General features: G+C 50.5%; 14 protein-coding genes. 8 read left to right on the forward strand and 6 right to left on the reverse strand.

Annotated elements, in window-relative coordinates; translation table 11 throughout:
* Positions 1 to 101 precede the first annotated feature (101 nt).
* Positions 102 to 998, forward strand: a complete 897-nt coding sequence (locus IAE30_RS02580; RefSeq protein ID WP_200678289.1) for a LysR substrate-binding domain-containing protein — start codon at positions 102 to 104, stop codon at positions 996 to 998.
* A 31-nt stretch (positions 999 to 1029) separates the two neighbouring features.
* Here the strand turns inward: IAE30_RS02580 and IAE30_RS02585 are convergent, their stop codons facing one another.
* Positions 1030 to 2595: a methyl-accepting chemotaxis protein gene (locus IAE30_RS02585; protein ID WP_200678291.1), complete on the reverse strand. Its 1566-nt coding sequence runs from the start codon at positions 2593 to 2595 to the stop codon at positions 1030 to 1032.
* Positions 2596 to 3005: 410 nt separating this feature from the next.
* Positions 3006 to 3512 (reverse strand): DUF892 family protein, encoded by a 507-nt coding sequence (locus tag IAE30_RS02590; protein WP_200678293.1) that lies wholly within the window; start codon positions 3510 to 3512, stop codon positions 3006 to 3008.
* 453 nt (positions 3513 to 3965) lie between these two features.
* On the opposite strand from IAE30_RS02590, the gene IAE30_RS02595 reads away from it, so the two are divergent.
* Positions 3966 to 4169: a general stress protein gene (locus tag IAE30_RS02595; protein ID WP_034822638.1), complete on the forward strand. Its 204-nt coding sequence runs from the start codon at positions 3966 to 3968 to the stop codon at positions 4167 to 4169.
* A 448-nt stretch (positions 4170 to 4617) separates the two neighbouring features.
* On the opposite strand, the gene IAE30_RS02600 is transcribed toward IAE30_RS02595, so the two are convergent.
* From IAE30_RS02600 to IAE30_RS02610, 3 genes are read right to left on the reverse strand one after another with little or no spacing between them, the layout of a single operon-like run.
* Complete coding sequence (locus tag IAE30_RS02600; protein ID WP_200678295.1) at positions 4618 to 5928, reverse strand: c-type cytochrome; 1311 nt, start codon at positions 5926 to 5928, stop codon at positions 4618 to 4620.
* A 1-nt stretch (position 5929) separates the two neighbouring features.
* Positions 5930 to 7702 (reverse strand): GMC family oxidoreductase, encoded by a 1773-nt coding sequence (locus IAE30_RS02605; protein ID WP_200678297.1) that lies wholly within the window; start codon positions 7700 to 7702, stop codon positions 5930 to 5932.
* 22 nt (positions 7703 to 7724) lie between these two features.
* Positions 7725 to 8444 carry a gluconate 2-dehydrogenase subunit 3 family protein gene (locus tag IAE30_RS02610; protein ID WP_045814523.1) on the reverse strand — a complete coding sequence of 240 codons (720 nt, stop codon included), beginning with the start codon at positions 8442 to 8444 and terminating at the stop codon, positions 7725 to 7727.
* 424 nt (positions 8445 to 8868) lie between these two features.
* Here IAE30_RS02610 and IAE30_RS02615 point away from each other — a divergent pair, with 424 nt between their 5' ends.
* From IAE30_RS02615 to IAE30_RS02630, 5 genes are all read left to right on the forward strand, one after another.
* Entirely contained in the window at positions 8869 to 9888 is a 1020-nt protein-coding gene (locus tag IAE30_RS02615) for a LacI family DNA-binding transcriptional regulator (RefSeq protein WP_200537485.1), read from the forward strand.
* Between the two features lie 81 nt (positions 9889 to 9969).
* Positions 9970 to 10353, forward strand: a complete 384-nt coding sequence (locus IAE30_RS02620; protein ID WP_200537484.1) for a hypothetical protein — start codon at positions 9970 to 9972, stop codon at positions 10351 to 10353.
* A gap of 100 nt (positions 10354 to 10453) precedes the next feature.
* Entirely contained in the window at positions 10454 to 10651 is a 198-nt protein-coding gene (locus IAE30_RS30365; protein WP_353655817.1) for a hypothetical protein, read from the forward strand.
* Between the two features lie 70 nt (positions 10652 to 10721).
* The gene (locus tag IAE30_RS30370; RefSeq protein ID WP_353655816.1) at positions 10722 to 11072 is read left to right on the forward strand and encodes an inorganic phosphate transporter; all 351 of its coding nucleotides are present in this window, start codon (positions 10722 to 10724) and stop codon (positions 11070 to 11072) included.
* A gap of 38 nt (positions 11073 to 11110) precedes the next feature.
* Complete coding sequence (locus IAE30_RS02630; protein ID WP_200678299.1) at positions 11111 to 11377, forward strand: DksA/TraR family C4-type zinc finger protein; 267 nt, start codon at positions 11111 to 11113, stop codon at positions 11375 to 11377.
* On the opposite strand, the gene IAE30_RS02635 is transcribed toward IAE30_RS02630, so the two are convergent.
* A complete protein-coding gene (locus IAE30_RS02635; protein WP_200678301.1) occupies positions 11374 to 11865 on the reverse strand; it encodes a hypothetical protein in 492 nt (163 codons plus the stop codon). The two genes, IAE30_RS02630 and IAE30_RS02635, sit on opposite strands and share 4 nt — an antisense overlap.
* A 101-nt stretch (positions 11866 to 11966) precedes the next feature.
* Between IAE30_RS02635 and IAE30_RS02640 the strand changes: the two genes are divergently transcribed.
* Positions 11967 to 12116 carry a hypothetical protein gene (locus tag IAE30_RS02640; protein WP_200537482.1) on the forward strand — a complete coding sequence of 50 codons (150 nt, stop codon included), beginning with the start codon at positions 11967 to 11969 and terminating at the stop codon, positions 12114 to 12116.
* The last annotated feature ends 28 nt before the right edge of the window (positions 12117 to 12144 follow it).

Here is a 12144-nt window from a genome sequence, read left to right on the forward strand (position 1 = left end):
AAACGCATGAGAAGGTCGTCAGTATTGCCTTTCGTTTGTTCGTTGAAAAACGCTTTAAAATGACGTTGAATGTGAGTTTTACTCAACATTGAGTTTGCCTTATGACGCTTCCTCCACTTTACGCGTTGCGCGCCTTTGCCAGTGCGGCGCAGTTGGGGTCTTTTAGCCAGGCCGCCGCCGCACTCAACGTCACTCCTGGCGCGATTAGCCGTCACATCCGTACCCTGGAAGAGTGGTTCGATTGCCAACTGTTTATCCGTAAAGGGCCCAGGGTCGAAATCAGCGCTGCGGGTAGCGTATTCGCGGCACAATTACAGGTCGGATTTGCCTCTTTAGAGCAAGCTTGCGCCGCCTTCGCGCAGCAGGGTCATCAACTCCGCCTCAAGGCCCCTTCGACACTGACCATGCGTTGGTTGCTGGATGTACTCCAAACATATCGTGAGCAAAACTCAACGCCTGAAGTGCAGATTACCAGCGTTTGGATGGACACCGACAAAGTCGATTTTGCCCGTGAACCTTTTGACTGCGCCATCTTGTTGGGTGACGGAAATTTTGGTGCAGACACCGAGTGCCATTTGCTGTTTCAGGAGTGGTTAATTCCGATTTGCGCCCCCGCGCTGAAACGACAAGCACAAACGCAACTGGCAAGCTGTGAATTGATTCACCCTTCACACGATCGCCGCGATTGGTTGCGCTGGTCACAGGGGGCAACTGATGCACCGATTATCAATCTGTGGCAAGGCAAACTGTTCGATACTCTGGAACAGGGCACGATGGCGGCGATTAGCGGACATGGCGTTTCAATAGGTGACCTGCTGCTCAGCCAGCAGGCGATCAACAACGGCTTACTGGTGCTGCCATTTAACCAGCCGGTGGCGACAGGTGACGGTTATTATCTGGTGTGGCCGAAAACCCGGCAGGAAGCGCCCAACATCAAGCTATTGCTTCAATGGTTGCTTGATCAGGCGCCCGTCTTAAATAGCGAGAATATAGCGTAGTGGCGGCCTTCAGGCCGCCTGTCACTTGTTGCTATGCGCTCTGACGCAAGGTAAACACACTGACGCTGTTCACCATATTTGTCGCTTGCTCGCTGAGCATGGCGGAAGCAGCCAGGGACTGTTCCACCAGCGAGGCATTTTGTTGTGTCGTGATGTCGATTTGGCTGATGGCGGTGTTGATCTGACTGATGCTATCGGCCTGTTCGGTACTGGCCTGGTTAATCTGTGACAGCACTTCCTTCATGTTCACCACGTTGTTCATCATTTCCGACATCAGTTTGTTGGCATCCGCCACCATGTCACGGCCATCAACGATGCGCGTGGAGGACTCCTCAATCAGATGACGAATCTCATGCGATGAGGTGGCGGTTTTCTGCGCCAGCGCACGCACTTCCTGCGCAACGACCGCAAAACCGCGACCGTGCTCCCCTGCTCGTGCCGCCTCAACAGCCGCATTGAGCGCCAGGATATTGGTCTGGAAAGCAATCGAATCTATCAGATTGATAATGTCTGCCATGCGGCCTGCGGAATCATGGATCTCAGCCATTTTGGTCGACACATTGTTCATCATGGTGGCATTCTGCCCCACGGCGCTTTCCGCCTTTTCAGACAGATCGGCAGCAAAGTGGGTGTTATTGCGCGTGTTGCTAATGGTGGCGGTAAATTCTTCAACCGATGCTGCCGTTTGCTCAACCGAACTGGCTTGTTCTTCAGTGCGCGCGGCCAAATCATGTGTACCCGACATAATTTCGCTGGCACCTCCTGAGATTTGCTCTGCGCTGATACGAATATGACTGACAATGGTCGACATTTTATCCTGCATCTGCTGAATAGCGTTTATTAACTGGCCCATTTCGTCTTTACGTTTTTCATAGAAATTCGTACTGAGATCGCCATCAGCAACGCGGCCTAAAAACGCAATCACATTTTTTAATGGCACAGTAATGGATTGGATAATAATCCAGCCAATCACTGCAGAAAGAATAATCGCCGCAATAAAGATCACCACCATTGAAATTTTAGTGGTGTGGTAGGAATCCATAAAATGTGTGTAGGAGCCGTTCATCTGCTGCTCTTGCAGTGCAATAAAACGCTGCACTTCACTCGTGTAGTCCTTTTGTTTACTCGCCAATGCTGTCAGATAATAATCCAGCGCTTTATTAGGGTCCTGACTCGCGAGTTGCATAAATTCATTGCGGCCCTCTAAATAAGATTTGCGTTTATCATCCAGGATTTTGAGATAAGCAATGGAATCGTCATCTGTTGCCAGTGCATGCAGTTGACGATAAATCTCCGTAATTTGCCCGGTCGCCCCCTGAAGCTCATTCATGATGGTGCTGCGGCGCTCCGCATTGATTGAGCTGAGCAGCAAAGCCTGTCGCTGAATGGTGGTGTTAATCTCATCGATCAACTGATTGCCCAACGCAATGGTTGGGTAATCATCTTTCATCATGCCGTTGACGCCGGTTTGTGCCATAAACAGCGAATTTAAACCCAGTACCGCAACCAAAAGCAGCATACCGATATTGATGAGTGAAGAAATAATGAGTTTGCTGCGCAATTTAATATTACGTGAAAATCCTTGAACTATGTCCATTTAGAAACCTCAATGATTTTTATTAGTGAGTCATGAAATCCAGGTGTTATTAAAACAAAGAAATGGAGACGCTCCGCGTTTTCATCGGCAGCATCCCTGCTGTTATCGTCAGCATGCTCACTAACCTTAATGCTTTTACTTAAATATAACTTACTCGTGAAAGACAATTCACTTCCTGTGGAATAGCGCAATTAGACAATTTGATCAGTTATATTAAATTGTTAGCAATAATAGTCACCTGAGTGATCAATGTGCTTTACTTATTAAACTGACTTTGGGCAGGTTGATCTTAGGTTTGGATAAACGTAACGGCTTTTTAATGCAGCTTATGCAATTGCTGTTAACGTGCAAACATTAATAAGGCAAAATATTTTCTCTGCGGGCAGCCAGCAGGCCACCCAGAGAAAACGCTATACCACGCTTGATGCTTCACTTATCGCGAGCAAGTCTATCGATTCATTGGCCGCTTCAGGCAAGTCTGCAAGCAGTCTGTCCGCCATTTGCCCTTCCTGTTGCAAGATGCGCTGAAAAATATCCACGCCTTCACTGTCACCAGCCTGTCTGGCGGCAGCAATTAACGTGGTATAAGTGGCAAGTTTATAACTACAAAAGACATAGACGCTGACGGCCATCTGCGCGCCCTGCTCAGCACGCAGCATATCGCTTGCGGCCTGCCCCACCACAGACAGGCGACCTAATGCCTCTTTTAATGCCGACCAACCCTCGTCATGGCATTTCAGAACGTCTTTCACCTGCAACTGCTGTGCGCGTGATTGCGCAAGATAATGCGCGATGTGACTCCCGATTGCAGAATCACTGTCGAGACGCTCCATCGCCTGTTTTAATAACATTTCACCGTGTTTCTCCATCGCGTGTGCATCACGTAGCCAATCCAGATAAACAGATTCCCTCGTCATTCATTCACTCCTGGTTGATGTGCTGTTAATGAACTACCTTTGGGCATGGTATGCAGTTGCTTAGCAAGCTAACCGATTCAACACCTTCGCTCATGAAATTATCTGGAAATAAGCGAAGCGTTAATTAACGGCCTAACAATCACCTTAATTAAACGTAGCAAGTAAGCCCCCTGGCGCAAGCCGCTCAACTCAAAACTGAGAGGGATGATTAATATCACCACCTTACCGCTTCGCTTATATTTAACCGCACGCCACGCTTTACTCAACATCTAAAGTGCGCTAACAATCATCATTCATGTGAGTTTCATCTGCTTATAAACAAAAATCGACTTATCCTTAAACAATCAGTCTGCAAAATAATAAAACTTAAGATTAATTCTGACTTGATTATGGTAAAAACAACGCTACATTTATTTTTGCTTTATGTTGGTACAAATATAATGAGGAGAACGCATGACGGACCCTAACAAGCATCCTGAAGAGGAAGAGAAAAAGACGCAACGTCGTGGGGGCACAGGGAACTTCGCCGAGGACAAGGAGCGTGCCGCTGAAGCAGGCCGCAAAGGCGGTCAGGTAAGTGGCGGCAATTTTAAAAACGATCCGAACCGCGCCGTTGAAGCAGGCCGGAAGGGAGGAAAGATCAGCCGCCGGAAATAACACTATCATTAATTCAACACAGGGTTACGCTCGCTAGCCTTTATCACAACACTCTCCTGACGTGTATTAGCGCTTCGCTTAAATGCAAAATTCGCTACGTCAGGAGGGTTATTTTCGTCGCTAACTACAAAAAATCGATCATTTCTTGATCAATCGTGCGCCATTTGCCGCTTCGCTTATCCGGTATTTTTTCCTTATATATTAATGATCAATTTAAATTACAAAATAAATAACTAAACACGAATTAACCAACATATTTGTACACAGGAATTTAAGTTGTACACCTTAGTGAAAATTAAGATCGGACGTGATTAAGTTAATTACAAAACTTGAATTTGACATGCCTCAGATACAATTACCCTGTTGTTAATGGCTGTCCTGCTCAACATCAGGCAACAAAAAGGGCTGCTATTCTTTTAAAAATAGCAGCCCTGGTGAGTGAGTTAACTTAACGTGCAGGCATCTGTGCGGGTAACTTCAATTGCGCACGTGCTTTTGCCACTTCATCCGTTGTCACCGGCTTAGCCGCATTGCCCCAACTGTTACGCAGGTAAGTCGCCACTGCGGCCACCTGCTCGTCCGAGAGTTTCCACGCAAACGAAGGCATGGCACCACTGGTTGGATTTCCCGCTGTCACCGCGCCGCGCCCGCCCTGTAACACCGTCGTGATGATGGAAGAGGCATCATCCGCTAGCAGGCCAGGGTTATTTGCCAGGCTGGCGGCAAGGTTGGGGATCCCTTTGCCGTCGCTGTTATGGCAGGCAGTGCAGTTGGCTGAATAGACATTTTCACCCATCTTCATTTGCCCATTATCCATCGGTAACGGTTGCGGCAACGTCGTGGTCGATGCCGGCACTTGCTTGAGATACACCGCAATTGCGCGCAAATCAGCGTCGGTTAAGTGTTGTGTGGAGTTAGTCACAGCTTCCGCCATCGGGCCTGAAGCGACCGCCACATGGTTACTGCCGAGCTTGAGGTAATCCACCACCTGCTGCTCAGACCAACTTCCGATACCGTTGTGCGGGTTTGGTGTGATATCGGGGGCATGCCATTCACCCAGATTGCCGCCTTGCAGATAATCACTGCTGTCACCGCCAATCAGATTCTTCGCGGTATGGCAGGCGGCACAGTGTTCTGGCCCTTCCACCAAATAAGCGCCTCGGTTCCATTCAGCACTTTTACTGCTGTCTATCTGGAAACCTGCGTTGCGGAAAAACAGCAGGTTCCAGCCCATCATCGCCAGACGAATGTTATACGGGAAGCCCAGGTTGGTTTCCGGCACCTGATAGTGAATCGGCTTTACCGAGCGCAGGTACATCCAGAGATCATGCATGTCCTGATCCGTCAGCTTCACATAAGCGTTGTAGGGCATCGCAGGATATAGGTGCTCCCCTTCTTTACCCTTACCGTGACGCACTGCGCGGAAGAAATCACGCTCCGTCCAGCTACCGATGCCGGTTTCGCTATCCGGCGTGATGTTGCTGGCATAAATGCCGCCGAAGGGGGTGCTGATCGAGTAGCCCCCGGCCAGCGGCAGTTTGCTTTCCGGCATGGTATGACAAGCCGTGCAGTCACTGGCAATCGCCACATAACGTCCACGTTCAATCGCGGCACTGTCTGCCGCAGTTGGCGGTTGGCTGGTGAGTACGTTGTTGCTGGCAACATCATCCGCAGAAGTATCGCCGTTCATCCACAGCATGCCCGCTGCCACAGCCGCAGCAATCACCGCTACGCCCGCAATCAGTTTGGTTTTCTTCATCTCACACCTTCACCAACGGACCTGGGTTTTTCAGGTACTGTTCAATAATGGCTTTCGCCGTCCACAGACTCAGCGCCCCAATGGTGCCTGTTGGGTTATAACCGGCGTTGTTTGGGAAAGAGGAAGCCCCCAGTACAAACACGTTGTGTGCATCCCAGCACTGTTGGTAGCGGTTAAGCACCGAGGTTTTTGGATCGCTGCCCATGACCGCTCCGCCAATGGTGTGGTCGCTGGCAAAGTTGTACGGTGAGTAAGCGCCCGAGGCAGAGTTAGTGCCAATGACGATTTCAGCGCCCATGGCCTTACCGATCTCCACACTCTTCTCTTCGATAAATTTCGCCGAGCGGCGGTCATTGTCGTTGTAGTCAAAAGTGACACGCAACAACGCATTGCCGTTGTCATCTTTGTACTCAGGATCGAGGTCAAGATAGTAATCTTCGTGCGAGAAGCTGGTGCCCTGGCCGAAGATAAAGGTCGTGTTTTGGAACGCGTGGGTATAAGCCTTCTTCCAATCTTTACCCCAGCGTGGCGAGCCCGGTGGCAGTGCATCGGCATTGCCGATAGGACGCGCGCCACGCGCCACCACCAGGATCCCTGCGCCACCGATAAAGCCCAGACCGGTATGGTCAAAGTTATCGCCGTTCCAGTCGTCCACCTGCGAAGAGAGGGCTCCGGCACCGATATACTGATTCAGATTTTCATCTTTGAAGTGGATCGCTGCACCCGATACCGTCTGGAAGCTATAGGCACGCCCTACCACGCCAGTTTTGGTCACCGGGTTGTAAGGCACGCCAATTTTGGACAGCAGCAGCAGGCGCACGTTTTGCATCTGGAAGGCGGACAAGATCACGATGTCTGCAGGCTGTACCCACTCTTTCTTGTTCTTATCGAGGTAGGTCACGCCGGTGGCGGTTTTACCGTCTTCCGCTTTATTGACGCGAACCACGGCGGAGTCTGTTAACACCGTGAAGTTCTCACGTTGCATTAACGCTGGGATGACACAGGCGTTAGGGCTGGATTTTGAGAAGTTACCGCAGCCGTAATAGAGGCAGTAACCGCAATAGGTGCAAGGCCCCATACGCACACCCAGTGGGTTTACGTAAGCGCGTGACGCCTGTCCAGCGGGAACCATGAAGGGTTTCAAGCCGATCTTCTTCGCGCCTTCGGCAAAAATATCCGTCAGACGCATACTCTCCAGTGCAGGCAAAGGGTATTCGCTTGAACGGTTACCCTCGTAAGGGTTGCCACCTTCAATGACTTCGCCGTTCAGCTTACCGGCCTTGCCTGACACGCCGGCGATCTTTTCAAAGCGATCGTAAAACGGTTCCAGCTCGTCGTAAGTCACTCCCCAGTCTTGCAGGATCACCCCTTTGGCAATCTGCTGTTTTCCGTAACGCTTCACTGTCTGGCTGTAGGGCTCGAAATCGAACGGCGTAAAACGCCATGCCATCCCAGCCCAGTGAGTGCCCGAGCCTCCCACGTTGTAACCCAGTTCATTCAGGTTCCACTCGCGCGTTGGCAGGGCCGTTTGCGTGGTGTTATTACGGAAAGTGGTGGTTTCGACGGCGGGCGGCAGCAGCATACTGCGGCGCGTATCCCAACGCAGTTCATCGGTATCGACCGAGGGGGGAAAATCTGTCGCGGTTTCAAACCACGGGCCACGTTCAATGGCAACGACATTCAGACCTGCGCGGGTCAGCTCTTCGGCGATCAAAGAGCCGCACCACCCCAGGCCGACGATGGCGACATCAGCTTTTGGACGGACGTTATTCATAGTTTATTGCTCAGCAAACAAATTAAAGGGTGTTATCAATCAGGCTGGTAGGAATGATGTTGAGCTTCTGTCCTTTTTTCGGCAGCAGATCGCGGAAGTCGTAGCGAGCGCCAGGGAAGCCAATCATTTTCCAACTGGTCATGTCTTTGTTGCCGCCATAAATCGGGTCAGACAGGAAGCCCTCACGCACGTTCTGCAGCAACAGTTCAAAGAACACTTTGGTTTCAACTTCCTCACCGAGATCGAGGCTGTTCTGCTCCATTGCGGTCAGCACCTGATCCTGCTGATCACCACTGAGTGAGAGGAAGTCTTTGCCATATTGTTGCTGGAGGGCTTTATCCAGCGCAGCAATGCCCAGACGATAGCGTTGTGCAGGCGTCAGCGGAGATTGCGGCCCCTGCTCAGCGGTGCCTTTGACGAATTTGCCTAAACGGTAGATCGCCACTGCGTTGCCGTAATCGCCCGCGAGTTGCCGATCAATAAAAATGGCGCACCCTGCCTCTTTGCCACTCAGGCTGGTTTCATCGGCTGGAATAAATCGTTCAGCGATGGCGCCTACCGTGTCAAATTCATGCTGAGTGAGATATTGCAGCCCCCCTTTTCTCGGCGGTGCGGGCGGCGTTTGGATTTTGCCGGGTTCCCAGGGCTGGCCACCCGTCACCACATCGGCTTGTGCCAATGTCGGGATCGTGGAAGCCACTCCCAATGCGGTGATGGAAGTGAGAAATTCTCTGCGTTTCATGTTTTCCCTGCTTTCACATTGCAAACCAGGTCAAATAACAGACGTATTTGTGCCTGGCATTGAGCCATATAAATAAGGTTTATTGGATAAATACTGACGTTGCCCTGTGGGCTTTTATTAGATAAATACTGAGGTAAGTTTTTACATTCAAATTACGTAATTAATTAAATATTAACAACACAGCAAAGAGTAATGACTCCCCCTTCGCTTTGAAAGGTTTTTGTTGATGGTTTCCCATCATTGAAGTTTTTAATAAGCGGCGCTGGAAGATGTAGAGTATGGTTTCGTCCCGCAACATTTAACATCTTGCCAGTCACGAGATGTTGCGCATAATACGGCGAAAATAGACGCCCAGTTGTGACCTGAAGCGCACTCTGCGTTGTTGAAATATTGGACATGAATTTTACTGGGGCATTGAAGCATCATGAAAAAACTCACCCTGATTAAAGTGGCTGAACTGGCCGGGGTTGGGATCGCAACGGTTGACCGCGTACTAAATGAGCGTGGCGGCGTTCGTCCTGAAACGGTGCGCAAAGTCTTGCGTGCCGCACGTCAGGCTGGGTTGCAGCGTTTACTGCCGGATGATACACAGCATCCCTGGCAGATTGAGGTATTCCTGAGCAGTAATGGCACCTGGTTTTTTCAGCAGTTAGCCGATGAATTTGCCAACATTGCCGATCGACTGGGTTATCGTAAAATAAAATTATTTCGTACATTGGTGACGGAAAATCCACCGGAAAAACTGGCGGAAAAGATAAAAAAAAGCGGTGAGTTGCGCGACGGTATTATTGTTTATGGGCATGACTATCCCGTTATTCATGACGCCTTATCCTGGTGTAAAGATAAAGGTGTCCCGGTGGTTTCGCTGGTTTCAGATTTACCCAATTCACATCGATTCTGTCATGTTGGAATAAATCAATATCAGGCAGGACGTACCGCAGGCTTATTAATGAGCCAGACTATGCCTCACAAGGGGGATGTGATCATGGTTAGCGGGCGTTTTGATTTCAGCGCACATATCCAACGTATTTCAGGTTTTCGTGATGCCATCACCCAACGTGCTCCCTGGTTACAGTTGCGTGAAGTATTAGCGGGGGAAGATGAACGGCACAAAATCCGTTCGCTGCTGAATCACACGTTACAGCAATCAAGCAATGTGGTCGGTTTGTATAACTCTGGCGACAACAACAGCGATATCAGTGCTGTATTGCAGCAACACCAGTTGCTCGGCCGCTGCTGCTACATCACACACGAAGTGTATGATGTGACGAAAGAACTGCTGCAAACTGGCGCGCTCTCCTACACGCTGGATCAGAATGCTCGCCAGCATGCCGTGCTGGCCACTGACCTGTTGATAAGACATCTGGAACAGGGATTTGAACCCGATCTGTATCGGGACGGCCGCGTTGAACTGCGAATTGTGACAGCAGAAAATATGGATTAGCCAATGAGCCAGTGAGCCAGTGAGCCAGTGAGCCAGTGAGCCAGTGAGCCAGTGAGCCTACGATAATGACGCAAAATAAGGATGGAAAGAAAAGAGAATAAGCGAACCGCAACAATTAAATATTCACTTGTGCAGCATGATTATTCTGCACATAGCGGAGATAGCGGTTTACACTGGCACACCACGATTCAGGAAGAAGAGGTCATTGTGCTGTCGAAGATCCCCGATTATGAAACCGATCGCGAAGGCTATCTGGAGTTCATGACCCGCAGCAATGCGCTGCGCATGGAGCTACTGATCTTGTCGGAAAAGTTTGTTGAGGTGCACGGCTCCTATGAAGCAGGCATGGCGGAACTGGGAGAATGGCTACTGAACTATGCGGATAACGCCATGATTCAGAAGTTAAGTTCTGGACCCATCAGCAAAGAATGGTTGTTTGATGAGTTGAAAAGACGTCATAAGTAGCTGTCAGACTCAACTGCTGCAATTCAGCATCGCACCCGCACCTGCTCAGCCTGATGATGTATTAGCGACTTATCTGCGCACTGACCAACGCGATACCAAGGTGATCGCGGCGCTAGCTCAGGTCAGTGGCAACATTGGCGCCACTCTGAAGCAATATGGCGCGTTACAGACAATTCCTGCCGATCAAAAACCAGCCGTGCTTAGTGAGATGTATCTGGCAGCTGAAACCATCAAACGCCTGCAAGCCGACCGCTCACTAATTTTACCGTCTGCCACGCAGCAAAATCTGCAGCGCTGAAGACTGCACTGAATAGCGCAACGCAGTTTATTCCGACCTGGGTCAAACACTGGCTTTGAGATCAGGCACCATGGTGGGCTGGCGTCGCATTGTCACCACGTTGGGTGAAAAGATTGGTAAGAGCCAGCTTAACTACGCGCAAGGCATCAGTGCGCAGATGGTGGCGATGGGCACCATTGTCGCAGCGGATGCCTTTGGTTTGCCGGTCTCAACCACACACGTGCTCTCCTCAGGGATTGCTGGCACCATGGCCGCCAATCGCAGCGGCTTACAGTTCAGCACACTGCGACTCAATCTGCTGCAACAGGTGCCGTATGAAGCCGCAGAAGGCGAGCAGATTTCACTGCCTTCCCGCATTCATCATGAAAATTATGCCCGTCATCCGGTGCCAGAGAGCATGATCGTACCCGATAGCTACTGAACTATACTTTGACCAGTCGATGATCATCAGGAGGGGTTATGGCAGGCGGCTGGTCTGAAGATGGTGCAGTGCAAAAGCAAATTGATGCGACCGTGGATGATGCGATTGCGCGCGCCAGAAGTCACCTCAACCAGGGTGAAAGTGCAGAGTATTGCGACGAGTGCGGGGAGCCGATTCCCGCAGCGCGTCGCAGCGCATTGCCTGGGGTGCGTTACTGCGTGAAGTGCCAGAGTGCGTTAGATAAGCAAGGAGCCAGCCACAGCGGGTATAACCGCCGTGGCAGCAAGGATAGCCAGTTGCGTTAGCGCACAATATTATTCACTAACAGCGCCGTCACCTCAGAACTGTGTCGCGTTTTATCCAGCGATTTAGTGAAGGTTACCGTAGCGTCCTTTCCTGCTAACTCCCTTGCCATTGCCTGAGCAGTACTCAGGGGATGAATTACATCCATTTGTGTACCCGCCACCGCAACAGGGATTTGGGCATCCTTTATCACACGGGCATCATAGCCAGGATAACAGCTGGCGATTTGCCGCAATAAATGCAGCGTTGGTTCAGCCGCCAGAGCAAACGTCTTCATGAGTGAGTGGGCATTATCCGGTGATTGTTGCTCAATCGACTGATAGGTTGCCGATTCAGCAAAAGCACGCTGGCCCTCCTCCTTCCCGTAGAGTTGCCAGTAATCAGCCAGCACGCTGTAAACATTCATATTCAGCGGGCTGCGCTGCTGATGCCACGCTGGTCGAATTAACGAGAGTGATTTAACACGGTTCGGTTGTCGGCTGGCTGGCATCCGACCCGGTATTCAAAAGGTTACCGTCATCACAGACCGCAGCCTGGCAACAACTTCAGAACGACCTGATAAATGTTGAACCCAGCGAAAGCATAGCCTGTGTGGAGTCGTTCTTCAGAGCCCTCACCTCTCAGCGCTGGGTGCTCCCTCTTTTTCATCACTGGCTGGAACTCAAGAGTGAGAAATCCTTCGGCTGGCGTGACGTCAACACGCTCGGCTGGCCTGATTTCAGCCAGTTGTGGCTGGATTAGTGCGTTGATGGGATTGAGAAAGGACTAT

Source organism: Pantoea sp. S61 (assembly GCF_016625145.1).
GTDB lineage: Bacteria > Pseudomonadota > Gammaproteobacteria > Enterobacterales > Enterobacteriaceae > Pantoea > Pantoea rwandensis_B.